The organism is Paraburkholderia sp. BL18I3N2 (assembly GCF_003001875.1).
Classification (GTDB): Bacteria; Pseudomonadota; Gammaproteobacteria; order Burkholderiales; family Burkholderiaceae; genus Paraburkholderia; species Paraburkholderia phytofirmans.
In genome coordinates, this window is record NZ_PVNC01000025.1 from 1 (window position 1) to 24,778 (window position 24,778).

Consider the following 24,778-nt stretch of genomic DNA (forward strand, 5'->3'; position numbering starts at 1 on the left):
CGAATCAAAAGTCGTTAAGCAAGCTCCATTACGAAGCCGGGCCCGCCTATGTCATCGCCCAAATCGAGGCTCTATTGCGTCAGTTGCACGCGAAGGCGGTTCTGAACGTGCCCGATCCTCTCCGGTCCGCCCGCTTGTTTGCTGCGCTTTTCAAAGGATCCGATCTCCTGCTTATCGCACGCTTCGATGACGCGAGAGCAGAGGACGACAACGAAATCGAATCCTATTGCCGGTCGGCCGTCGCCATGTTCATCGCCGCGCACGGTGGCATCTAAAGGCGCGCTATCGCGGCTTGATGAAGAACCCGCAGCAGTTGCACCCGCTGTTCGCTCTGAGCAATCTGTGGATGACACGCGAACGACTATGCACGAGTCCACTGCATGAACGCAAAAGCCGCCCGATCCGACAGCACTTCTCGCTGAAGCGGCATCTGCTGCGCGCTTCGCTCTATCGGAAACATCTCGCGGTTCGATTCACGGCTTGACACGAATTCACGGAAGTCACCCAAAATTCGCCCGCGGATTTCTGAGCGGCGCCGCCTGCCGCAACTTTGTCTCGCTATGGGCAACGTGACAGCGCCCTGAAGAGATATACGCTTCCATTACGTGACGATATGTGTTTTTGTTCTAACGTCAAAGCTCACCAGGAAGCCGACGGCATCGAAGTTGGTTTCAGGATATCCCTACAGAAAAATCATCCATTGCGGTCTTGATTCATGCGGAAGACTAGGCAAAACTGACTGCACCGCAATTAGCGTATGCGGCTCCCTTGCCTGCTCGACCACAGGTTTCCTGTGCAGATCAACGCATCGCAGAAAAATGATCGACCATGTGCTCTTGGGTTCTGGCATGCCCCTCAAGCCGGAATCTCTTAGCCGACCTTATGGGTCGGTTTTTTTTGTGCAATATATAAGAATTGCTTAGTAATTTGGTTGCAAAAAACGCTCGCCCCCGGGGGGGTATTGACACGAGAAGCCACGTCAACATATGTGGCTAACCGTCGCAGATCGGCCCAAAGGGCGTCATCCGATCTGGCTGTTCTGTGTTGGCCATGTTGCAGCAACGACGGCTTTGACAAACATGCTGGCGCTGAAGACGCCAGACTCATAATCGCGCCAGCTCAGAGAGTTTCAAAGGAGGTTTTGGAAAGAAATTGAGCCTCTTCCGAAACAAAATATTCGGATCGGTTCTCATCCCCAGCGTCTCTGAAAACCAGTCCATAATCACAATACCGGCTCAATCTGTATGACGCGGCAAAGAATTTCATATTTTCGACATATATATTTCGTTATCCTTTCTTTTTTGTCTGTGCAATCTTCTGCGAAAAGCGGAAATAATTTTGATGTGATCGTATCGACGGAAGTCGTGAATCCCTCGCAGAATATTGCATTTTGTCATGCTTCGACGGTCGCATTTTCGGGAGGCCATTTGGTGGCGGCATGGCTGGCTGGCAGCAAAGAAGCGGCGAACGACGTTGGCGTCTGGGTGGCGCGCTTCTCCGGCAAGCAATGGAGCACGCCTGTCCGCGTCGCAGACGGTCGCTCGCCTGACGGTGAAGCGCTGACGGTAATTAACCCGATTCTCTTTTCGCCCAAACGCGGTCCGTTAATGTTGTTCTACAGCCGAGGGAAATTGCCGGCTGATTGGCATCCTCTCCGGATGACCTCACTTGACGGCGGCGCGACGTGGTCGAAACCAGTTGCTCTTGGTCCAGGTGTCTCTGGGCCAGCGAAAGACAAGCCGCTCGAGTTATCAAACGGAATCGTGATAGCAGGAAGCAGCACCGAGTATGACGGATGGAGAATCCACTTCGAGCGTTCCATGGATGGAGGCAATACGTGGCATGTCGTGTACCCCGCAGTCGGGCCGCGTACGGTTCAGGCTATCCAGCCTACAATTCTCGACCATAGTCACGGGCAGTTGCAGGCGCTAGTTCGGACGAAAAGCGGCTTTGTATTCAGCACCAAGTCGAGAGATTGGGGGAAACGTGGAGCGTTCTCGCGCCGTTAGATATCCCTAACTCAAATTCTGGTCTGGACGCGGTGACCTTGACTGACGGCCGCGATCTAATCGTCACGAATCCTCTACCTTACGTCGAAGGTCGTTGGGACCGACACAAGCTGTCTGTCTTCATCTCGGCTGACCACCAGACTTATCGCGACGTGTTGGACCTTGAGAACGAGGCGAATCAGGAGTTTTCCTATCCTGCGGTAATTCAGGCCCCTGACGGGATGGTTCACATTACCTACACATGGAAAAAGATTCATATAAAGCATGTCGTGCTTGATCCGAGGCGAATCTACGCGCCTCGTTCGACGTTGTCAGCCGCGACCGACCATCAATAGCTGGTTCCAATCAGCGCTCAAGCTGTTGGTGCACACAATTGCCGCTAGGCGTGTTCACTGAAATGCTAGCGGCCAAAACGCCGGATGGTTTTCTGCCTAATGCGTTGCGTGCAATTAGCGCCATTCGTCACCTATTGCGCCGGTACAACAATTCATGAAATTCGCCGGGCTTCGCCGTCAATCGCATCCCTGGTGCCGATGATCAACGAAGCGGGCAACGAGCTGTTTGTATGGGGCGCGGCGCGCAACAGATGCCGCTTGAGCGCGAAATGTTGCCGGATCGGACCGAAGCACGATAGGAATTTATGCGTGCGTTCGGGTCGCGAAAGCCGCGTATGCGGCGCTCCCGTTCGCGCGTCGGTCGATGACTGCTCTTGGCCCGGTTGTTCAGCCGGACTGCAGCTTTGACGAACACGTGCTTCACGCTCGCGAGCTCCGGGATTTCGGTTTTGGCCGCCGGGTGGCTGCGCAACTGATCAGTGACGATCTTGCGCGGAACCGGACTCGACCGCAGCACACGCTTGAAAAAGCGTTTGGCCGCGACTTTGTCGCGCCGCTTTGATGCGATGAGCAAAGCCTTTACCAAACTGGTCCCACCAGCCTCGAATGGTCTCGTATGTCACGATCACACCGCGCTCGACGCGCCATCTTCTCCGACTGGCCTCGCAACCTGGCAACGCCGTCCACGCATCTGGTGGTCTTGCATGGTGCGTGACTTGGCTAGCAGTGAACACATACGATGCAAGGCGAGTATGGCCTGCTGATCGGCCGTCTTCGGTGCCACCGACCGCATGCCGGTTGCGGCCCTCGACGGATCGCTTAGCCCGCTTGTCGGTGATGCCTTCGAGCTTCGTCTTGTACGCCTGGGCGACGAGCGACTCCGGATCCTCGCGAAAGACCTCTAAAAATCAGATGGCGTTGGAGTTCGTCATCGATAGGTGAAGATGGCAGGCCGCCGGTCATCGGCTTATTATCCTGAAAAAGGTCGCTGAATTGGCACGGGGCAACGATTCTGCTTGGTGGTGCGATTCTTCATAACAGGGAAATGCCTTCCCGCAAGCTTATGCGGTCAGGTCGAGGCCACTTCCAGTGGACACGCCATGCTTGGACTTCTGAGATTTTTTGTGCTGCTTTGGTCGTTGGCGGGGATGGTGCCGACCGCGCACGCCATCACAATCGGTGTCGTGCTACCGGGCTCATCGCTTGTCTTCTACCAGACATTGCTTAAGGGAATACAACGGTCGGCCGATGATCATCATGTAGATCTCCTGATTCGCAGCCCGTCCGATGGGGAATCGCTCGATACATCGAATATCCAGCTCCGCATTATCGATTACATGGTGACGCAGGGAGTCTCGGGTGTGCTACTGGCACCGGAACCATTGGCCGGCGACACGCGGGTTTCAATCCCTGTCCCTGTGATACTTGTGGATCGGTATAGCGCCGATTACGACGGCCTCTCGACCGTCTACACAGACAATTTCGGCGCAGGCAGGAAGGCGGCGCTCAGCCTGCTGCCGGTTCTAAAAAAGGGCGCGAAAGTGGCAATGCTGCGACTCGCGCCCAACGTGAGTTCGACTGCCGCGAGAGAAAGCGGATTCTTAAGCGTTGCCCGCAAAGAGGGTTGGGACGTGGTGATCGATACCTACGTAGGGTATCGACCCCGCGATGCTGAAGTGTCGATCGCTGAGGCGATAAACAGCTATCCAGGCCGCCTGGATGCCGTTTTCGCGCCGGCCGAACCAATTGCCTACGGCGCTCTGCGGGTAATCGAGACCGCGCCTATCGCCCAGCGCCCGCGCCTCGTGCTATTCGACTGGCGACCGGAGTTCCTGGAAGGCCTCAAAAGAGGAATCGTGTATGCCGCCATATTGCAGGACCCTTACCGCATGGGTTATCTCGCCTTGGCGTCTATGGTCGAGGCACTGAAGGGTCATCCGCCACCCCGCACTCTATTCGTCGGAGTGGCCACCGTTACGCCACAAAACATGAACGACCCAGCGATACGGTCGTTGTTAGCGAAGTACGCGAAATAAGCGGCGTGAGTCACAAACGTCATCAATAACGCGAGGCGGGGAACGGTACAGCTTAGATGCTTGCCGTCGGTCTGTTAGCCTTGAGCTTTTGACGATCACGAGCCAATGAGCAAGTTGAAAGATCCGGAGTGCTTGTTCAACGGCGTCATTTCGACCGCTAAGTCATCGTCCTTTGCGTTGGTATCCGCGCTACAAGCTCGGTCCTGGCTAACCGGCGATACGGTGCGCTTGTCCACTGCAGAGTCACGCCTCGTGTCCTTTCCACTTCGAGGAGCACCTTTGAAGGAACCTGAATTCGTTGCGATTGTTCAAACCTTGGCTCGGAATCAAGATCGCGACAGCGGGTTGCTCATCACGGCCGCCGTCCACGAGAGATATTTGATTGGCCAGTGTCGGCCGAGAAGTCTGCTGCGCGATTACGCACTGGGCTCCCCGGCCTCAGGACTGTTTCTATTGAAGACGACTATATCGAGAAGCGATGGCTGGCTGCATTTGAGGAATGCATGCACCCCGTAACGGTCAAGTGGATTCAGGCCATGCTCATAGACGGCCGTCACGGCAAGTAAGATCGGATGGCTCGTGCGTCGGTACGATTAGCATTCGCTCGCACGCTGACGCGGAACGGCCCCTCCAAGTGCTGTTCTCAATGCTGCGCATAATGCTCCGCGATGCCTCGTGCGAGTTGCGTGACGAGCCGCGTCATGGCCACCTGGGTCCGCCATGCAACATGCGGCGTCACGATCAGATCGGTCCGCGCGCTGGATAGCAGCGGATGATCGGCCGCGGGCGGTTCCTGCTCGAGGACGTCGAGCGCGGCATTCGCGATCAGCTTGCGGTCGAGTGCTTCGATCAGCGCCTCCTCGTCGACGATACCGCCGCGCGCGGCGTTCACGAGTGACGCGCTGCGCTTCATTCGCTCAAATTCGGCGAGACCGAACAAATGCCGCGTTTCGTCCGTAAGCGGGCAATGCAGGCTGATCGTATCGGCCTCACGCAGTACATCGTCAAATGCCACATAGCCGTCGCGCACGTAACTCGCGCGCTTGCGCTCCGCGAACAGCACCCGCATGCCGAACGCACCGGCCAGTTCGGCGAGACGTTTTCCACCGTGACCCGCACCGACGACACCGAGCGTCGATCCGTGCAGATCCTGGATCGGATGCAGTTCGGCGTAAAAGGTGGGTGATCCGCTCCAGCCGCCAGCATAGACGTCGTGCCAGTAAGGCATAAGGTTGCGGCGGAGCGCGAGCATCAACGCGAACGCGTGCTCGGGCACGGAAATCGTCGAATAGCCCGGACACGCGACGACGCCGATGCCCCGTTTGCGACATGTTTCGGTATCCAGATGATTGACGCCCGCGGCCGGCACGCCGATCAGTTCCAGATGCGGCAACTGATCGAGCACATCGCCCGACAGTGGAACCTTGTTGGTCACGACGATATGCGCAGCGCGGCAACGCTCTACCACTTGTTCCGGCGTCGAAGACTGATATTCGACCCAGCGATGCGGAAACGGAAAATCCGGTAGACCGGCCGACAGCGTCGCGCGGTCCAGAAAGACGATGGTTTTCAACAAGCTGCTCCACTTCATTAACGTTCGGACGGGCTCGTGGACACAGTGTCGAGCATGCGTTTCTTTCCCGTCTGCACGTGGTTCTCGAAAGCCTCCGCAGCCGCGTCGGCTTGGCCCGCGCGCAGCGCCTCGAAAAGTTCGCGATGCTCTTTCGAGGAGCGCTGCATCTGCGCGAATGAATACACGCCCTTGTGAAGGTAGAGCGTCAACTCGTCTTCGACGGCCTGATTGATCGTGATCAGCCGTGGATTCTTGGTCGCCGCCATTAACTGACGGTGGAACTCGGTGTTCAGGGTCTGATACTCACGGCTATCGCGATCGGCCACGGCCGCGTCCATCTGGTCAAGGATGAGCCCGAGCAGATGCTCCTCGTCGGTCGTCAGGCGCAGCGCGGCGAGGCGTCCCGCCGTGCGCGCGAGTCCGGCGCGGATTTCGTAGAGGTCCATTGCCTCTTCTAGCGACAGCCGCCGCACTTCCGCGCCCCGGTTCGGCACAATGCGAACGAGCCCCGCCTGCTCAAGCGAGCGTAACGCCTCACGCGCCGAATTACGGCCGACGCCGATCTGGTTGGCGAGCGCCTGCTCGTTCACGCGTTCACCGGGGCGCAACTCCCCCCGCTGGATCATGGCGCGCACCTGATCGCGGATGTCGTCGAGTTTCGACGCGATCACCTCCGGTGCGCGGGCGTTCACCTTGCTGTTCGGTTCACCATTGAGCGCGCTTTTCATGACGATTGCCTTGTCTGTGCCATTTTTTCGCTACCTATTTTACGTACAGAAAACCTACCGATACCCATGGAACCAGCACTATCACAACGAGAGCCCCCGCCAATGCCCCCAGATACGGCCAAACGCGGCGCATCGCGGCGGACGGGTCGACCTTGCTGACCGCGCACGCCGCATAAAAGCCAAGGCCAAGCGGGGGGGCGAACAGGCCCAGTCCCATCGCGAACACCACGACCATTGCATAGTGCACATCCGAGATGCCCATGGCGCGCGCGATCGGGAACAGTAGCGGCCCGAATAGTACGATCGCCGGGATCCCTTCAAGAAAGCTGCCGAGCATCACGAACGTAATCGCGGAGATCGCCAGGAAGCCGAGCTTGCCCCCCGGCGCAGCCATCATCATAGAGGCGAGTTGGGCGGAGAAGCCAGACTGCGTGAGCGCCCATCCCATCGCGGTTGCACACCCGATGATGATCAGAATCGCGCCGGACAGCGACGCCGTTTCCACCAGAATAGGGTAGAGCCGGCTCCAGTCGAAGCGGCGATACAGTAGCAAACCCACCACACAAGTGTAAGCCACGCCGATTGTCGCCACCTCCGTCGCCGTCGCGATGCCTTCCACCACGGCCGCGCGAATCACGAAGGGTAGTGCGAGCGCAGGCAGCGAGATCAGGAGCGCGCGGCCGACCTCGCGCCGGGAGGCCCGTTGCACGCCTTGCAGGCTTTCCCTGCGGCTCTTGAACCACACCACTGCCGCGAGCGCTACCGCGCCGACCACGGCGGGCATGAAGCCGCCTGTGAACAGCGCCGCGATCGAAACTCCCGTCACCGAACCGATCGTGATCAGCACGAGGCTGGGCGGAATGGTTTCCGACATGGCAGCCGCCGAACTGAGCATTGCGACGAGGTCGCCTTCGTTTGCGCCGCGCTTTTTCATTTCCGGGAACAGGCCGGGCGCGAGCGCGGCCATATCCGCCACTTTCGAGCCGGAGATGCCGGACACGAGGTACATAGCGCCGATTAGCACGTAGGCGAGGCCGCCACGCTTGTGTCCGATCAGTGAAGCGAGGAAACGGATCATCGCTTCGGCAAGTCCCATCGCCTCCATCAGTGCGCCCAGCAGGATGAACAGCGGGACGGCGAGCAGGATCAGGCTCGACATTCCTTGATTCATCGTGCTCACGACAATGGTCAACGGCGCGCCAGTGACGGTTGCGAGATAAGCAAACGTACACACGCCGAATGCGACCATGATCGGCACACTGAGACAGATGATCGTGATCACGCCGACGGCGAAAAACAGGATCAGGCTCAGCGCGGTCAGTGGCGCGAGCGCTTGCCGTGCGATGTAAAGCGCAATTGCAACACCGGCCACGAGCGCGAAAGCCTTCAGGCAATCGCGAAGCGACGAGCGCTCGAGCAACCGCGTAACGGCGAGCACGAGCATCAGCGCAGCCGCCACGGGAATCGCGGCCGCGGGAATGGCGTTGGGCAGATCGAGCGCCGGCGTGCTGATGATCCATTCGTTCATCGCCCAGTCGGTTGCCGGCCGAACCAGCAGCAGCACGAAAGTCATCACGATGAAATTGCCGACCGTCTCCGCAAACGCACGGTTTTGCGGGGACATTCTGGCGACGAATATCGTCAGCCGCATATGTTCGCCGCGGCGCAACGCCACCACTGCGCCCAGCATCGACATCCAGATGAACAGGATCGACGCAAGTTCGTCACCCCAGATCAACGGATCCTGCAACACGTAGCGGCAGAAAACGTTGGTGAGGAGCAGCACCACTTCGGCTACCAGCAGCAACGCGGCGGGCACTTCGGTGATCCACTTGATGACCGTGTCGAGTGTGCTGCCGACGCGCACGACCTTCGATGCCGCATGTCGTTCCTTCGGCGCGCCCATGTCGTGGGCGAACACCTGCTCGGGATGAACTCGGGAAGTCATGACTCGTTCTCCAGAAACTCTTCGGTGGTCCGCGCTCATGCGAGCTTCTGCGTGTACTTCTCGAGCAACGCCCAGGCTTCATCGCCGTATTTCTTGCGCCACTGGTCGTAGAAGCCGGCCCTTTGTAGCGAGGCGCGGAACGGCTGGGTGTCGGGCTTGTTGAACGCCATGCCGTGCGATCGCAACGTTTCGACGAGCGATGTGCTCAGTGCGGCGACGTCCGCCCGTTCGGCCACCGCAGCCGCATTCAGGTGTTTCGCCACAATGGTCTGTAAGTCCGGTGGCAGGTTGCCCCACGAACGCGCGTTGCCAAGGAACCAGAAACCGTCCCAGATATGGCCGGTCAACGAGCAGTACTTCTGGACTTCATAAAAGCGGCCGGTTTCGATCAGCGCGAGCGGGTTTTCTTCCGCGTCGACCACCCGGGTTTGCAGTGCCGAATAGGCTTCGCTGAAGTTGATGCTGGTGGGCGATGCGTCGAGTGCCTTGAACATCGAGGTCCAAAGAGGGCTGACCGGCACACGGATTTTCAGGCCCTTGAGGTCGGTCGGACTCAGCACCGGCTTGACCGAGCTCGTGAGATGGCGAAAGCCGTTGTCCCACGGTTTTTCCATCGCGATGAGTCCCACCTTCGAAATCGCCGTGCGGATGTAGCGCCCGAGGTCGCCGTCCATCGCCGCCCACACCTGGTTGTAGTCCTTGAACGCGAAGCCGATGCCGTTGATCGCGGAGACCGGCACCAGCGTCGACAGCACCACGCCACCTTGAGTGAGGAAGTCGATGGCCCCCGAACGAACCTGCGACAGCATATCGGTATCCGTCCCCATCTGACCGTTCGGGAAAATCTGCAACTCTACGCGGCCGCCGGTTTCTTTCCTGATGGCGTCCGCCGCTTCTTTTGCGCGGACATTGAGCGGATGGGACAGCGCCAGGTTGTTCGCGTACTTCAGCTTGAACTGCGCGGTCTGGGCGCGGGCCAGCGATGGAACGAAACCGGTCCCGGTTGTCGCCACCGCGGCTGCTCCGAGGGTTTGAAGAAAGGTACGACGGGAATACGAACTCATTTTGTCTCGCTCCATGGAAAAGGGAGGGCTGCATGACGCATTCGGCGGCGCCGCGGCGTTCTTTTTAGCGATCCGTCGGCTTCGCAAGTGCATGCGACAGATCGTATTTCGCTGACACACACTTTAAAAGTGTTGACACTTAGCTGTCAAGGTGTTGATATAAGAAAAAGAGTGCATGCACTCAAACACCGGGAAAGCACCTGGAAGGTGGGTGGTCCGTGATACTTATCAGGAGGAGGCAATGGAACTAGAAGGGCACTATCGCGAGCACGGCTTGCTGATCGCCGGTCGCTGGCAGTCTGCGACGGCTGACAACGGGCAGATCTCGATCAATCCGGCGACCGAAGAGCGGCTGGGCTATATGCCGCTGGCCACGCAGGCACAGGTCACAGAGGCCATCGATGCCGCGGCCGAGGCTTCAGCCGCAATGCGCAAGCTCACAGCGTGGGAGCGCACAGCACTGCTGCGCCGAGCCGCAACGCTCATCCGCGAACGCGCGCCGCAGCTCGCACGAGTCGTGGCACTGGAAACCGGCAAGCCGATCGCCCAGGCCACTGGGGAAGCTAACGCGTCAGCTGAGTCGATCGACTGGTTCGCCGACGAAGCACGGCGCGTGTTCGGCATGTCATACGAAAGCCGCGTCAAGGGCGGGCGGTATCTGGTGCATTACGAGCCGCTCGGTGTGATCGCCGCCTTCACGCCGTGGAATTTCCCGTTGCTGCTGCTGGCCCGCAAGATGGGACCGGCGCTGGCCGCGGGCAACGCGATCGTGATCCGGCCGTCAAACGAAGCCGCCGGTGCGACGATGGGACTGGTGCGCTGCTTCGTCGACGCCGGGTTCCCCGAGGGCGCGATCAATCTGGTGATCGGCAAAGCTGACGCAATTACGCCGACGGTCATGGCCGATCCACGCGTGGCGAAGATCAGCTTCACCGGCTCGGTGCCCATCGGTCGTCAGATCGTCGAGATGTCCGCGAAGACGCTCAAAAAGGTCACGATGGAACTCGGCGGCCATGCGCCCGTGATCGTGCATCGCGACGCAGACATTGATGCTTTCGCGCATCTCGCGTCGCTGGGCAAGTTCCGTAATGCGGGCCAGGTTTGCGCGTCGCCGACGCGGTTCTATATCCACGACTCGATTTTCGACAAGACTGTGAAGGCGCTGGTCGAGCGCTCGACGGCGCTACGCGTCGGCGATCCGCTGCAGCAGAACACCGACCTCGGTCCGCTGACCACGTCGAAGCGCCGCGAGGCGATCGAACGCCTCGTCGACGAAGCCGTGAGTGAAGGCGCCAGCGTGCTATGCGGTGGCCGCCGTCCAGCGCAATTCGGCCGCGGCTGGTTCTACGAGCCGACACTCATTGCTAATCCCGCTCCGCACATTGGCCTGATGAACGACGAGCCGTTCGGCCCGGTCGGCACTCTCAACCGGTTCACGACGATGGACGAAGTCATCGCCGAGGCGAACCGGCTGCCATTCGCGCTTGCGGCCTATGTCTTTACGCGCTCGATGCGCAACACGCTGGAAACAACCGAGCGCTTGCAGGCCGGCGTCGTCGGCGTGAATACGTTCGTGGCGTCGACGGCGGAGACGCCATTCGGCGGCAGTAAGGACAGCGGGTTTGGACGTGAAGGTGGTCCGAACGCGATCCGCGACTATCTGGACACCAAATTCATCAACCTCGAACTGGCTAACGACGAGCCGCTCGACGCAACCGCCTGAATGGAATCCATCATGCAAACCATCAAGAACCACGCAAAAGCGCAATTGGCCGCAGGTGAATTGGCACTCGGCATGGGGCTGCGCCAGGCTCGCACGGTCGACATCGCGCAGATCGCGCAGACGGCCGGCTTCGACTGGCTGTTCATCGATATGGAACACAACTCCATGGACATCGACACCGCCGCGCAAATTTGCGCGGCGGCTCTGGTGGGCGGTGTGACGCCGATCATCCGCGTGCCGGGCCATGAGCCGTTCCACGCCACACGACTGCTCGATACCGGCGCGATGGGCATCGTGGTGCCGCACGTCAGTACGCCCGAACAGGCCATGCAGATCGCCAGTATGTGCCGCTTCCCGCCAGCCGGCGGTCGGTCGATCCCGGGCATGCTGCCGCAGGTCGGCTTCGAGGCTCTCCCGATCGCCGATGTGGTTCGGGCGATCAACGACGAGGTGCTCGTGGTAGCAATGATAGAAACCCGCGAAGGCCTCGAGAACGTCGACGCGATCGCGGCGGTGCCGGGCATCGACGTGCTGCTGGTCGGCGCGACCGACCTTGCGGCGGATCTTGGTATCACTGGACAACTTGGCCATACGCGTGTGGCGGCCGCGATCGACGCCGTGTGCGCCGCATGCCACCGGCACGGCAAGGTACCGGGCGTGGGCGGCGTGTACGACGAAGCGCTGATGACCGCCTACGTGCAGAAAGGCGCGCGGTTCATTCTCAGCGGCTCGGATCTCGCGTTTCTGATGACGGGGGCGAAGTCGCGTTCGCAAATGTTGCGTGCCATTCCGCTCGAGCACGCAGAAGAAGTCTTGGCGCAACGCAAGGTGTCCTGATCGGACAAGGAGGAGACACAGTGAATCCCGAATACGCAAGCAATCTCGTCAACCGGCGCGACCTTAAACCGTATCTGAACGCCGATCAATTCGAATTCCGCGATTCAGTGAATCGTGTGCTGACGCGCCATGCGTCGCCGGAATACGTCCGCCAGTGCGACGAAGAGAAGCGCTTCCCGGAGGAACTCGTGAAGGTGGCCGCCGAACAGGGTTGGTTCGGCATCACGCTGCCCGAAGAGTACGGTGGCGTCGGTGGCTATCTCGACATGGCCGCTTATCTGGAGATCGTCGCCTATCACACCATTGCGCTTGCGCGCTTCTGGAACGCGAACGTGAACATGGTGGGCGGCGCGCTGGCTCGTTTCGCGCCGGACGATATCAAGGGCGAGGTGTTGCCGAAGCTCGCTGAAGGTCGTGCCTTTCTCGCCTTCGCCCTGAGCGAAAACGGCTCCGGCTCGGATGCTGCCTCGCTGACGACGCGCGGCGTGGCTGACGGAAACGACTTCATATTGGACGGCACCAAGATGTGGATTTCCGGCGCGATGCAGGCCGACTATATCTTGACCGCTGTGCGCACCAATCCGGAAGCGAAGAAGCACGACGGGATCAGCCTCTTTCTGGTACCTAAAGAATCCAAAGGCCTGACGATCAATCCGATCGACCTGCTCGGCGGCCACGCCATTCGCACCTGCGAAGTGGTGTACGACGGCGTCCGTGTTCCGCGAGAAATGATTGTGGGCGGCTTGCACGTGGGCTGGAAGAAACTCACCACGGTGCTGTCAAAGGAGCGCATCGCTTTGTCGGCGATGTGTGTGGGCGGCGCTCAGGCCGCGATCGATCTTGCACGCTGGTATGCGAACGATCGCAAGCAGTTTGGGCAGTCGATCATCGATTTCCAGGCGGTGTCGCACTTGCTCGCCGACATGCAGACTCGCGTCGATGCTGCTCGCATGATGGCGTTTCGCGCGGCCAAACTGCTCGACCAAGGCGAAACGTGCGACGTCGAGTCGTCACAGGCGAAGTACCTCGCATCGGATACATACGTGCAGGTCGCCACTGACGGCATCCAGATCATGGGCGCCAATGGCTACTCCGCCGAATACGCGATGCAGCGCCATTACCGCGAAGCCAAGATGTTCCAGATCTTCGGCGGCACCAATCAAATCCAGCGCAACATCGTGGCGCGCGCGCTTAAATCGTAAGCGGAGACAGACGTGACGGCAGTTCAGACATTTGAGAAACTCGGCTTTGGCGTCGACTACGCGCAAGCCGACGTAGTAGTGGTTGGCGGTGGCGGCGCGGCTTCGCGTGCAGCGGTGTCGGCGGCACAGGCTGGTGCGAAGGTCCTCGTGCTCGCAAAGGCGCCGGTCGGGCAGGGCGGTAGCACCGTGCACGGCGCGAGCGAAATCATGAGCATGGGAGCGGCCGGCTATGGCAGCGCCGACGACAGCGCCGCGGTGCATTACGAAGACACGATGCGTCCGGCGGGCGGTTTCATCGACCGCGAGCTGGTGCGCGTGCTGGCGGAGGACGCACCGAAGCGCATTGCTGACCTGATCAAACTCGGCGTGCCGTTCGACCGGGTCAACGATGGCTATAAACTCATCCGCAGCGACTTCGGCACGTATGCGCGTGCGCTGGGCGTCAAGGGGAAAACTGGCAAAGCCTTCGTGAGCGCGCTCGCGGACGAAGCGAGGAAGCTCGGAGTCGAGACGCGTCAGCCAGCGGCGCTCATCGACCTTTTGCGTGATACAAGTGGGCGCGTAAGCGGCGTGGTTGCGATGGATCTCGCATCGCGGCGGCTGCTGGTGGTTTCCGCGAGCGCCGTTGTGCTTGGCACCGGCGGTGCGCATGGTCTGTTCTCGCAGCAAGTCTCGACAGCCGAAATGACCGGTGACGGCCAGGCCATCTGCTTCCGCCATGGCGCCGAACTTGTAAACATGGAGTTTCACCAGTTCGGGCCGGCGATGGTGCACCCTTACGTGCAACTCTTCAGCAAGTCCTGCTTCATTCTGCATCCGAGGATGCTCAATCGCGACGGTCACGAGTTCCTGGCAGACTACCTGCCGGCAGGCGTGACGCCTGAAGCGGCGATGGACGAGAAAGTGTTCCCGTTCACGATCTCGAATGAATCGCGCTACATCGATATCGCGATCGCAGCGGAAATCGCTCAGGGCAGAGGTACGGAACGCGGTGCGGTGCACTTCTCGTTCGCCGGCATTCCGGACGAGCAGTTGGCGGCCACTATTCCGAACACCCTGCGCTGGATGCGCGCGAAGGGACTCGACCCGAAGCGCGATCTGCTCGAAGTCGGGATTGCGTTCCAATGCCTGAACGGTGGCGTGCGGATGACGAACACCGACGCGATGTCGACCATCGAGGGGCTGTTCGTAGTGGGGGAACTCGCTGGCGGCGTGCGTGGCCCGGATCGTCCGGGCGGCAACTCGCTTGCCGAAGGTCAGGTTTTCGGACATCGCGCAGGCGTCGGCGCGGCCGTGTTTGCGCGCGACAGTGGCGCGCCGGGGAAGCACGACGTAGCACCGCTCGCAACGCGCCTCGGAACAGCGCTAAAACCGAACGCCTCGTTCGACGCTCAACGTATCGCCGCCGATCTGCGCGCGGCGATGCAAGCGCATTGCCTCGTCGAGAAGACGGGGAGTGGTCTGAACATCGCGTTAGCCGCCGTTCGCGAGGCGCGCGCGCAGTTCGCCGCGGGTGGCGCTGCCTCACCGCCGCAAGCGATCGATGCGTTGACGATCGACAACATGGCGACCACTGCCGAAGTCATCTTGCAGGCGTGTATCGAGCGGCGCGAGTCGCGCAGCAGCCACTACCGCACCGACTTTCCCGAGCGCGACGATGCCCGTTTCGGCCATGCGTTGACCATCACGCGTGGTGAGGCCGACCCGTTCCGCCTCGCCTTCGACGTGCTCGATTACCCGCGGGCCGAATTGACGGACGCATCGCATTTGCAGGCGGCACACCATGGATAAGAAACAAGTCGGCCCGTTGTCGGGTTACCGCATTCTCGATCTCACCGTCATGACCGCTGGTCCGGTCGGTACCGTGCTGCTTGCTGACCTCGGCGCGGACGTGGTCAAAGTCGAGGAGCCAATGGCGGGTGACCTCTCGCGCAAACTGGGCAATCAGTTCGTCCAAGGCGAAAGCGTGCAGTTCCTTTCGCAAAACCGCAACAAGCGCAGCATCCGCCTCGATCTGAAGTCGCCGCAAGGGCGCGATGCGTTTTTGCGCATGGCGGAGCAGGCGGATGTCGTCGTTGAGAACTTTCGGCCGGGCACGGTGGATCGGCTGGGCATCGGCTACGCGGCCGTCAAGGCGCGCAATCCTAAGATCGTCTACGCCAGCGTGTCGGCGTTCGGACAAAGCGGTCCCTACGCCGCATGGCCCGCGAACGATCCGATCGTGCAGGCAGTGGCCGGCCTCATGGACATGACGGGCGAAGCTGGCGGCAATCCGGTCCGGCTCGGTGCGCCGTTGCCGGACTTCGGCGCGGCGGCGCTGCTCGCGTTTGGGATTTCGGCCGCGTTGCTACATCGCGAACGGCATGGCGAAGGCCAGCGAATTGATACGTCGCTGCTCTCAGCCGCGCTTTTCAGCACCATCCCGCGCGACGGCGAGACGCTGAGAAGCGGCAAAGCGCCGGAGCGTCTCGGCAGCGGTCATCCAACGATGGTGCCGTACCGCAACTATCAGGGCTCCGATGGCCGTTATTTCTTTGCGGCCTGCTTCACCGAGAAATTCTGGCAGAACCTTTGCCGCGCGCTGGGCCGCGAAGAATTGCTGAGTGATGAACGCTTCATCGGCAACACCGCGCGAACTGCGAATCGGCATGCACTCGACGTGATCCTCGAGCAGCACTTTCTGCTGCACACCGCGGAACATTGGGTAGCGCATCTGAGCGCCGCGGACGTGCCATGCGCGATCGTGCAGGACTATCACACCGCGCTGACGCAGGACCCGCAGATCTCGCATAACCATGCGGTTGTCGAGATCGAGCATCCGGTCGCGGGTAGGGTAACGAACATCGCGAGTCCGGTGAATTTTCACGCCAGCCCCGTCGCCTACCGTCGTCCGCCGCCTACGCTCGGACAACATACGGCTGAAGTACTTGCCGAATACGGCTTCGGCGAGGAGGAGATCGCAGCACTGGAAGGTCGCGAATTAGCCGCTGCCGGAGCGAAGTCATGAAATCGTACACAGCGGATTATGTGATCGTCGGCGCGGGGACGGCGGGCTGCGTGCTCGCAAACCGTCTGACCGAAGATCCAACCATCAACGTGATTCTGGTCGAAGCCGGCGAGCGCGATCGTCACCCGTTCATCCATGTGCCGGCAGGCTTCGTGCGATTGCTCGATCATCCCACTGTGACATGGCGCTATCGCACTGAGGCCGACGCCGAGACGAATGGCCGTGCCATCCTGTTTCCACGCGGACGCGGGCTCGGCGGCTCCAGTGCCATTAACGGCCTGCTGTATGTGCGCCCGTTCGCGGAGGATATCGATAGCTGGGAGCAGTCGGGCGCGAATGGTTGGAACTTCAAAAACTGTCTGCCGTTTTACAGCCGCTCGGAAACGTGGACCGAGGGCAGCAGCCCGCAACGAGGCACTCACGGTCCGATCCAGGTCAGCCGCGTGAAGAACCCGCCGGAGATTTGCGGTGTTGTCGTCCAGGCCGCCCAGATGACGGGTCTCGATTTCGTCGACGATCCGAACAGCGACACGCGCGGTCCGTCGATCTGGTACTACCAGCAAACGCGCGACGGACGTCGCCGGTCGAGCGCAGCGCGCGGTTATCTACGGCCGGCAATGGCGCGCACGAATCTTACGGTAGTGACCGGCCTTCAGGTGTCCAGTCTCGAGATGAACGGCACGCATGTGAGCGGCATCAATGGGACGACGGGCGCGGACATTCCGGTGCAGATCCGCGCGACCCGCGAGGTGATTCTGAGCGCGGGTGTGGTCGGCACGCCGAGGCTGCTCGAAATGAGTGGCATCGGCGACAGGGCTGTGCTGGACAATGCAGGCGTTAAGACGCGGGTCGCGTTGCCTGGCGTGGGCAACAATCTGCAAGACCACTATGTCGTTCGGCTCGGCTATAGAGTGCGCGGTGCCGGTACCGCGAACGAGCGCGCCCACGGACTTGCGCTCGCGCGCGAGATGATGCGCTACGCCGTGTCAGGGACCGGCGTATTGACCTATAGTGCGGCGCTAGTCGGCGGCTTTGCGCAGACGCGCCTCGCCACCCGGCCGGACGTGCAGTTCGTGATTGCGCCCGGCAGCTTTGCCGAGGGACGAATCGGCGTGCTCGAGTCGGAGCCCGGTGTCTCGTGCGGCGTCTGGCAGATGCGCCCGGAGAGCCGTGGGCATGTGCATATCACTAGCAGCGAGATCACGGCAGCGCCGACCATTGCACCGTCATACCTGAGCAGTGAACTCGACCGCAACACGATGGTGGAAGGACTCAAGATTGGCCGGCGGATCTTCGCTCAACCGGAGATCGCCCGCTATATCGTCGATGAAACCGTACCGGGCCGTCAGGCCGACACCGATGAAGCGCTGCTGCAATACGTGCGTGACAATGGCTCGACTGTGTACCACGCGGTTGGCACGTGTCGGATGGGCGAGGACGAAATGAGCGTTGTTGATTCTGAAATGCGGGTGCGCGGAACGACGGGCCTGCGCGTCGTCGACGGCTCGGTGATGCCGACGATAACCTCGACCAACACCAATGCGACGGTGCTCATGCTGGCTGAACGCGCGGCTGACATGATCCGTTCGCCAAAGGCGGCGCACGCGTCGTCGATATATTCGAAGGAGACGATATGAAAATCCTGGTGAGTGTAAAGCGGGTAGTCGATTACAACGTGAAGGTTCGAGTCAAGTCGGACGGCACGGGCGTCGACGTTGCGAACGTGAAGATGTCGATGAATCCGTTCGATGAGATCGCGGTTGAAGAAGCGGTGCGTCTGAAGGAAGCGGGCGTGGCGACGGAAGTGATCGCTGTGTCGGCGGGTGTCACGCAGTCGCAGGAAACGCTGCGCACGGCGCTGGCGATCGGCGCGGATCGCGCGATCCTGATCGAGTCTTCGCAAGAACTGCAGCCGCTGGCCGTGGCCAAGCTGATGAAGGCGCTGGTCGACAAGGAGCAGCCGCAGCTGGTCATTCTCGGCAAGCAGGCTATCGACGACGATTCGAACCAGACTGGCCAGATGCTCGCTGCGCTGGCTGGTCTGCCGCAAGCGACGTTTGCATCGAAGGTGGTCGTCGCTGACGGCAAGGCAACCGTTTCGCGTGAAGTCGATGGCGGCGCTGAAACGCTGTCTTTAAAGCTGCCTGCTGTCGTCACGACCGACCTGCGCCTGAACGAGCCGCGCTACGTCACGCTGCCGAACATCATGAAGGCGAAGAAGAAGCCGCTGGAAGTTCTCAAGCCGGAAGACCTCGGCGTCGATGTCACACCGCGCCTTAAGACGCTGAAGGTTGTCGAGCCGCCCAAGCGCTCCGCCGGTGTGAAGGTGCCGGATGTGAAGACGCTGGTCGAGAAGCTGAAGACCGAAGCCAAGGTGCTGTGAGCAGCCCACGGAGACGAATGAAATGACGAATCTGGTGAATCTCGTAATAGCAGAACACGACAACACGTCGATCAAGGGCGCGACGCTGAACACGATCGCAGCCGCGCAGAAAGTCGGCGGCGATATTCATGTGCTGGTCGCAGGTCAGAATGCGCAGGCTGCAGCGGATGCGGCGGCGAAGATCGCCGGTGTTTCCAAAGTGTTGCTGGCCGACGCGCCGCAACTGGCTGAAGGGCTCGCTGAAAACGTCGAGGCAACGGTGCTGAACATCGCGAAGGACTACTCGCACATCTTCGCGCCGGCCACCGCCTACGGCAAGAACATCACGCCGCGTATCGCAGCGAAGCTGGATGTCGCGCAGATCAGCGATATCACCGCAGTCGATTCCGCCGACACGTTCGAGCGTCCGATCTATGCGGGCAACGCAATCGCAACGGTGCAGTCGGCTGATCCGATCAAAGTCATCACCGTACGCACGACGAGCTTCGACGCAGTTGCGGCCGAAGGCGGCAGCGCGACGGTGGAGAAGACCGAAGCAGCCGCGGACGCGGGCATCTCGCAGTTCGTCAGTCGTGATGTGACAAAGCTGGATCGTCCCGAACTGAGGTCCGCGAAGATCATCGTCTCGGGCGGCCGCGGTCTGGGCAGCGGCGAGAATTACACCAAGGTTCTCGAGCCGCTGGCCGACAAGCTGAACGCGGCGCTCGGCGCATCGCGTGCAGCCGTCGACGCGGGCTTCGTGCCGAACGACTATCAGGTGGGACAAACCGGCAAGATCGTCGCGCCGCAACTGTACGTGGCTGTCGGCATCTCGGGTGCGATTCAGCATCTGGCCGGCATGAAGGACTCGAAGGTGATCGTCGCGATCAACAAGGACGTGGAAGCGCCGATTTTCAGCGTCGCCGATTATGCTCTGGTGGGCGATCTGTTCACGGTCGTGCCTGAACTTCGCGATGCACTGAAGTAGCTAAGCCCTCACCACTTACACGACTAAGGTTGCGGCTAGGTGTGTTCACGACCCACTTGAGGTTGTAGGTATATCCGACCGACCGGAATACGAAGAGCAGGCCCCCATATACCCGAAGATGGAGCAGTTGGGGCCTTTCGCTGATCCTGCGGAACGCTTCGTTGTTCGCCTCTTTGTCATCTGCGATGAACAGATCGTGGAGCTTGATGCCGGTGTGCCATGCATCCAGCCTCGCGCGGATCTTGTTCGTCGTAGACCGGGCGAAGGCGATCAAAACTCAGCGGCGTGCTCCAGCGACGATTACCCTGGACGGCTGTGCGGCATCGCATCGAGCCGTCCGCGAAATGAAGACTGACGAGTCGCTGCCCCGACGAACAAATTGCGATCCTCGAAATACCTGAACAATCTGATAGAGCAAGATCATCGGTCCATCAAGTCGCGGGTAAACGTGATGCTCGGGTTCAAACGCTTGCGCAACGCGGCCGTCACCATCTCCGGCACCGAGCTGATGCATCGCATTCGCAAAAGGTCAGTTTGGTCTCAGATGAAACCGTCCGAGGCCTGGCCATCCGTCGGGGCGCGCGCCGTGGCCCCGACGACGGGGCCGTCCGGCGCGCTCTCCTTACTGCTTCTTCGCTGCATCGACCTTCGCATCGGCCGCCTTCTTGTTAGCGTCGTTCTGGGCCTGAACCTTTTCTTTGTCAGCTTTCGCTTGCGCTACGTTGGCATCCTGAGCGGCATCGTGCTTTTTCTTGTCGGCCTTGAGCTGGGCGTCATGCTTTTTCTTGTCCGCCTTTGCTTGCGCCTTGGCGGCATCACCGCGCGCCTCCGACGCCTCGCCTACGGTGGTCGCCTTCTCGACCTTCGCTGCCTTCTTGTCAGCTGTGGCTTGCGCTGCGGCCTTATCTTCATTCGCAGAGGCCTGCGCCTTGTCTGCATCGCTTTGTGCTTCAGCCTTCTTTTTGTTAGCCGTAGCCTGCGCTTCACTCTTTTCGCTATTTGCCTTCGCCTGTGCCTTGGCACTGTCAGTAGGTGCGGCCGTTTGCGCGAATGCCGACGTAATGATCAGGGCAGACGCAACAGCGGTGATAATCTTCTTCATAATAATAGACTCCCTTGAAAATGCACTGCACGAGACAGTGCTATCTGTAGCAACGCCGACAGTCGCGTCGACGTTGACCCTCCTCCCCTGGCAAATCGTAACAAGTCGAAACCAATTGCAACGCCCCTGCCGCCATACCACTGCGCCTTTTAACGGCGATGCACTGGATAACTGTCGGTCAGCCAAAGGTAGAACTCCTGCGTGCAGTCCGCGCGTCTGAAACTCATTTCTCACGGAGCAATTTGCGCGCCCGACGGCAGGCCGACATCGTAGAGACGGCTCGATTCGGCGCAGTCGTTGGCAGCCGCGCTTTCGCGACTCGATCGTCGTGCGGGAGGACGTTACTGGACTTGCGTACCGCATTGACCGCAGCATTGTGACGCAGCGTCACGCCGGCATCCTGGCCGGCGCGCGCGATTGTGCTCGAGAGTTCGTCCGCTGTCCGTTGCCAGCCGGGGCCGACTACTCTCTCGCGGACGTGCTGCTGGATGTGCTCGCGCCGCTCGGTGTCCCAATCTACGGGGGGCTTCCCTGTTGGACATGGTGAGCGCAATCTGTCATGGGTGGTGGGGCGGCAAGTCGAAATCCGCGAAGGCGTGTTGCTGCGATAGCGTTGCCTTTCGCATACCCTTACGATCCGTGATCGATGGGTCGGTGGAGGGGGTTCGGCCAATTGCGGGCCTTCGGGATGAAGGCGTAGATTGGTGACAATCGATTTGTGGCGTTATTATTGGCAGCGCCGCATGACCGTTTTCCGGAAGCCGCCTTCAATGAACATCGCCTATTCCCCTACGGCGCAGTCCGATGCCGAAACACTCGTTGCCATTCGTATCGCCGCGATGCGCGAGAGCCTGGAGCGTGTCGATCGTTTCGACCCGCAGCGCGCGCGGGAGCGGTTTCTAACGTCGTTCGATCCTGCGTTGTGTCGATTCATCGAGGTCAATGGCGTTCGCTCTGGCTTCATTCTCATTCGCCCGCAAGCCGATCACTGGTTACTCGATCACTTTTATATTCTGCCGGAGCACCAGGGAAAGGGTATCGGCGCGACCGTCCTACGCGACGTCTTCACGAGCGCGGACGCGCAAGGCATGCCAGTCCGTCTCGGCGCCTTGCGCGGCAGTGATTCGAACCGTTTTTACAGACGGCACGGCTTCGTACAGACTAGTGAAGACGAATGGGACATCTACTATGCTCGTCAACCGGTCGAGCGAAGGCAAGCAGCAAGGCTCCATTCATCTTATAGCGACAGGCGTGGTTGAATCGCGGCCGCAGGCCCAGCCGTAACGGCCCTCCATGCCGCACTGAGATCGGCACTACCCGAAACGGCACGCGTAAGACATCGGCGTCGGGCTGGATTGCGGTCCACACCTTCGACAGATCGACTCATCTTCGCATTTCGTTTAGGTTTATTCGATGCCTGCCCTCAAGCACAGGCTCGTGAGCGAACGACGGCACGCGCGGGCAGGCGTTGGATAAACCTAAACGAGAGGGCTCATTCGTCGATATCACAGCGGCCCTTCGCGATTGCCGCTGCCGACCGACCGCTGTGCCGGAGTCGCCAATGCCGGTCTGGAACGCGTCGGTGCTCAAGGACGCCGGCGGGTGCGACAACTTAAGCCGCCGCTGGAGTCACACAAAATCGGGGATGCGTTACTACCAGGTGTATTTCGCGTTGGCCAGCACGGTCCGTTCATTGCCGAATGCGCAAATCGAGTACGATTGGCAGCCGCTGATGTAGTGACGGTCGAACAGGTTTGCGGCGTTCAGTATGAAACGCCAGTTGCGCATCTGATAGTGGAGTGCCGCGTCGTACAGCGTATAGCTTGCGACCGTCAGCGAGTTATCCGCCGCACCCGCGGACGCGCTCTGGTAGCGGATCCCGCCGCCGATCCCGAAGCCGGCGAGCGCTCCTGTATGCCACGTCCAGTCGGTCCACAGCGACGCCATCTGGCGAGGGCGGGGAATGTCGACCGGCCAGTTGTTCAGCGATGCGTCGTTTGCCTTTACGTTTTTCACGTCCTGATAGATGTACGACGCGATAATGGAGAGTTCGCGCGTCACGTTTCCGACCGCGCTCAGCTCGATGCCGCGTGAACGCACCTCTCCCGTCTGCACGGAAGACGTTCCTGTGGGGTCGAGATTCGTCGGTGCCGGTGTCACGACGTTCGTCTGGTTGATCTGATAGACAGCTGCGCTCAACATCAGGTTCTTGCCGGGCGGCTGCCAGCGCAGGCCGGCCTCGATCTGCCTGCCGCGCGTGGGCTCGGGCAGTCCGCCGCCGAACATCCTCACACCAATGACCGGATTAAACGATGTCGAATAGCCGATATATGGCGATAGTCCGTAGTCGCCCTCGTACGTGAGGCCGACGCGACCGGAAAACGCGCTGACATCCTGTTTCGTTTGCCTACCGGCCCTGTGGTCGTCCAGGTGCGTGTCGACCCAATCCTCGCGGCCGCCGAACGTCAAGGTCCAACGATTCCATTTGAGCTGGTCCTGCGCGTACACGCCGAACGTGTTCATCGTGGTGTACTGGTCCTGGCGGCCGAGTGACGTCGGGCCCGAGAAGATCGCGGTCGTGACCGGCGTGTAGACCGGGTTGTAGATGTTCAGCTCCGGCGCCAGCGCGAGCCACACGCTGTCGGTCGTCGTCTGCCGGTTGTACTGAAAGCCGAGCAGCACAATATGCTCGAGCTGGCCGGTACCAAAACGTGCCTGCGCGTTGTTGTCTATGTCGAAGCGGCTGTAGTTGGGCTGAAACAGCCCTGCATAACGCGTGATGTCGGTCGTACTACCCTCCGCAAGGCCACCGCCAAAGACCGTCGCGTCGCTGAGCGACAGGTGCATCCAGCGCAGGTTCTGGCTTAACTTCCAGATGGAATCGAGGTCGTGCGAGAACTGGTAACCGAGCGACCACTGCTTCTTGCGGTAGTCATTGAATGTGGGTTCTCCCGTGTAGACGTCATGCGACAACTGCCCATTCGGGTTGGGCACTACGGTGCCTTGCGCGGGCAGGAAGTTATGCGAAATATCATTCCAGTCTTGCAGGTAGGTCGCCGTGAGCGTCAGCGAAGTGCCGGAATCCGGTCGCCAGCGAAACGACGGCGCAAGCGCGACGCGCTGGTCCGCATTCGGTCCGGTCACCGCGTTGCCGTCGCGTGCGTCCCCAACGAAGCGATACGCGTACTTGCCATCGGCGTCGAGCCTGTCGCCGATGTCGAACATTATCTGCTTGCGCGCGTAGTTGCCGACCTGCACGCCCACCTCGCGCACGCGCTCGCCGTCGGCTCGCCTGGTTTGCACGTCGACGATCGCGCCCGGATCTCCTGCCCCATACAGAACCGATGTCGGCCCGCGTAGCACAGTGATGCTGTCGATCATGTACGGGTCGACGCGCCAACTCGCGATGGGTGTTGTATTCGGCGCCTGCAATCCGTCGATGAACAAGGTGGGGGTAAAGCCGCGCAGCACCGCATACAGGTCTGTGCGGCTGTCGGATCCAAACGATGCGAAGCCTGGCACGTAGCGCAGCGCCTGGTTGAGGTCGGTTGCGCCAGTCATTTCGATCTGTTGCTCAGTGACGACGTTGATCGTTTGCGGAACTTCGGTAATCGGTGTGTCGGTCTTCGTGCCGGTCGCGGTGCGTTTGCCGACCAGCCCGACTGACGCCGCGCTTGCCGCGTCTTGCACTTTGATCTCCGACAGCGTGACCTCGGGTTTCAGATTGTCATTCGCTGACTGTGCCGCCTGCGCGTACGCGTGACCGGCTGCCGCTGCGCAAAACATCCCGTTAACTGTAACTGTGATCGCACGCTGCCTCGCCCCGGTTGTCCACACCATCTTCTGCTGCTCCCTTTCTCTTGG

18 protein-coding genes and 5 pseudogenes are annotated in these 24,778 nt (G+C 60.5%); 16 read left to right on the top strand and 7 right to left on the bottom strand.

Translation table 11 applies throughout. The annotated features are described in order from the left end of the window. From B0G75_RS35555 to B0G75_RS35570, 4 genes and pseudogenes are all read left to right on the top strand, one after another. Positions 1 to 275: TetR/AcrR family transcriptional regulator C-terminal domain-containing protein (locus B0G75_RS35555; protein WP_181309421.1), on the top strand; the 275-nt coding region annotated here is incomplete at its 5' end. Then, positions 269 to 364: pseudogene (locus B0G75_RS35560) on the top strand (IS5/IS1182 family transposase); the annotation flags it as partial. The gene B0G75_RS35555 and the pseudogene B0G75_RS35560, both read left to right, overlap by 7 nt. A 33-nt stretch (positions 365 to 397) precedes the next feature. Further along, positions 398 to 484 (top strand): annotated as a pseudogene (locus B0G75_RS35565) (IS6 family transposase); the annotation flags it as partial. A gap of 760 nt (positions 485 to 1,244) precedes the next feature. Continuing rightward, a pseudogene (locus B0G75_RS35570) lies at positions 1,245 to 2,344 on the top strand (exo-alpha-sialidase). Between the two features lie 177 nt (positions 2,345 to 2,521). Here B0G75_RS35570 and B0G75_RS35580 read toward each other — a convergent pair. Then, a pseudogene (locus tag B0G75_RS35580) lies at positions 2,522 to 2,982 on the bottom strand (DDE-type integrase/transposase/recombinase); the annotation flags it as partial. Between the two features lie 462 nt (positions 2,983 to 3,444). Here B0G75_RS35580 and B0G75_RS35590 point away from each other — a divergent pair. Continuing rightward, the gene (locus B0G75_RS35590) at positions 3,445 to 4,380 is read left to right on the top strand and encodes a substrate-binding domain-containing protein (protein WP_106314429.1); all 936 of its coding nucleotides are present in this window, start codon (positions 3,445 to 3,447) and stop codon (positions 4,378 to 4,380) included. A gap of 643 nt (positions 4,381 to 5,023) precedes the next feature. Here B0G75_RS35590 and B0G75_RS35595 read toward each other — a convergent pair. The 4 genes from B0G75_RS35595 to B0G75_RS35610 form a co-directional block, all read right to left on the bottom strand. Then, positions 5,024 to 5,953 (bottom strand): D-2-hydroxyacid dehydrogenase, encoded by a 930-nt coding sequence (locus tag B0G75_RS35595; RefSeq protein WP_258194858.1) that lies wholly within the window; start codon positions 5,951 to 5,953, stop codon positions 5,024 to 5,026. 17 nt (positions 5,954 to 5,970) lie between these two features. Next, positions 5,971 to 6,681, bottom strand: coding sequence for a GntR family transcriptional regulator (locus B0G75_RS35600; RefSeq protein WP_106314431.1), 711 nt, complete (start codon positions 6,679 to 6,681; stop codon positions 5,971 to 5,973). Between the two features lie 34 nt (positions 6,682 to 6,715). Continuing rightward, a complete protein-coding gene (locus B0G75_RS35605) occupies positions 6,716 to 8,587 on the bottom strand; it encodes a TRAP transporter large permease subunit (RefSeq protein WP_181309426.1) in 1,872 nt (623 codons plus the stop codon). A 77-nt stretch (positions 8,588 to 8,664) separates the two neighbouring features. After that, positions 8,665 to 9,693, bottom strand: coding sequence for a TRAP transporter substrate-binding protein (locus B0G75_RS35610; RefSeq protein ID WP_146142580.1), 1,029 nt, complete (start codon positions 9,691 to 9,693; stop codon positions 8,665 to 8,667). A gap of 241 nt (positions 9,694 to 9,934) precedes the next feature. Here B0G75_RS35610 and B0G75_RS35615 point away from each other — a divergent pair, with 241 nt between their 5' ends. From B0G75_RS35615 to B0G75_RS41670, 9 genes and pseudogenes are all read left to right on the top strand, one after another. Beyond that, positions 9,935 to 11,416, top strand: coding sequence for an NAD-dependent succinate-semialdehyde dehydrogenase (locus B0G75_RS35615; RefSeq protein WP_106314433.1), 1,482 nt, complete (start codon positions 9,935 to 9,937; stop codon positions 11,414 to 11,416). Between the two features lie 12 nt (positions 11,417 to 11,428). Then, on the top strand, positions 11,429 to 12,253 hold the full coding sequence (locus B0G75_RS35620) for an HpcH/HpaI aldolase/citrate lyase family protein (protein ID WP_181309423.1): 825 nt from the start codon (positions 11,429 to 11,431) through the stop codon (positions 12,251 to 12,253). A gap of 20 nt (positions 12,254 to 12,273) precedes the next feature. Continuing rightward, on the top strand, positions 12,274 to 13,455 hold the full coding sequence (locus tag B0G75_RS35625; RefSeq protein ID WP_106314435.1) for an acyl-CoA dehydrogenase family protein: 1,182 nt from the start codon (positions 12,274 to 12,276) through the stop codon (positions 13,453 to 13,455). Between the two features lie 12 nt (positions 13,456 to 13,467). Then, the gene (locus B0G75_RS35630) at positions 13,468 to 15,246 is read left to right on the top strand and encodes an FAD-dependent oxidoreductase (RefSeq protein ID WP_106314436.1); all 1,779 of its coding nucleotides are present in this window, start codon (positions 13,468 to 13,470) and stop codon (positions 15,244 to 15,246) included. Then, positions 15,239 to 16,462: a CaiB/BaiF CoA-transferase family protein gene (locus B0G75_RS35635; protein ID WP_106314437.1), complete on the top strand. Its 1,224-nt coding sequence runs from the start codon at positions 15,239 to 15,241 to the stop codon at positions 16,460 to 16,462. The genes B0G75_RS35630 and B0G75_RS35635 overlap by 8 nt, the downstream gene beginning before the upstream one ends. Continuing rightward, the gene (locus B0G75_RS35640) at positions 16,459 to 18,099 is read left to right on the top strand and encodes a GMC family oxidoreductase (RefSeq protein ID WP_106314438.1); all 1,641 of its coding nucleotides are present in this window, start codon (positions 16,459 to 16,461) and stop codon (positions 18,097 to 18,099) included. The genes B0G75_RS35635 and B0G75_RS35640 overlap by 4 nt, the downstream gene beginning before the upstream one ends. Then, the gene (locus B0G75_RS35645; protein WP_106314439.1) at positions 18,096 to 18,845 is read left to right on the top strand and encodes an electron transfer flavoprotein subunit beta/FixA family protein; all 750 of its coding nucleotides are present in this window, start codon (positions 18,096 to 18,098) and stop codon (positions 18,843 to 18,845) included. The genes B0G75_RS35640 and B0G75_RS35645 overlap by 4 nt, the downstream gene beginning before the upstream one ends. Positions 18,846 to 18,876: 31 nt before the next feature. Continuing rightward, a complete protein-coding gene (locus B0G75_RS35650) occupies positions 18,877 to 19,812 on the top strand; it encodes an electron transfer flavoprotein subunit alpha/FixB family protein (protein WP_106314475.1) in 936 nt (311 codons plus the stop codon). Between the two features lie 379 nt (positions 19,813 to 20,191). Next, positions 20,192 to 20,338 (top strand): annotated as a pseudogene (locus B0G75_RS41670) (DDE-type integrase/transposase/recombinase); the annotation flags it as partial. A gap of 96 nt (positions 20,339 to 20,434) precedes the next feature. Here the strand turns inward: B0G75_RS41670 and B0G75_RS35660 are convergent. Next, a complete protein-coding gene (locus B0G75_RS35660; protein ID WP_106314440.1) occupies positions 20,435 to 20,914 on the bottom strand; it encodes a hypothetical protein in 480 nt (159 codons plus the stop codon). A 328-nt stretch (positions 20,915 to 21,242) separates the two neighbouring features. Here B0G75_RS35660 and B0G75_RS42115 point away from each other — a divergent pair, with 328 nt between their 5' ends. After that, a complete protein-coding gene (locus B0G75_RS42115; RefSeq protein WP_374956945.1) occupies positions 21,243 to 21,461 on the top strand; it encodes a hypothetical protein in 219 nt (72 codons plus the stop codon). A gap of 223 nt (positions 21,462 to 21,684) precedes the next feature. Beyond that, positions 21,685 to 22,173, top strand: coding sequence for a GNAT family N-acetyltransferase (locus B0G75_RS35670; RefSeq protein ID WP_106314476.1), 489 nt, complete (start codon positions 21,685 to 21,687; stop codon positions 22,171 to 22,173). A gap of 394 nt (positions 22,174 to 22,567) precedes the next feature. Here B0G75_RS35670 and B0G75_RS35675 read toward each other — a convergent pair whose 3' ends face one another. Next, positions 22,568 to 24,754: a TonB-dependent siderophore receptor gene (locus tag B0G75_RS35675; protein WP_106314441.1), complete on the bottom strand. Its 2,187-nt coding sequence runs from the start codon at positions 24,752 to 24,754 to the stop codon at positions 22,568 to 22,570. Positions 24,755 to 24,778: the final 24 nt, after the last annotated feature.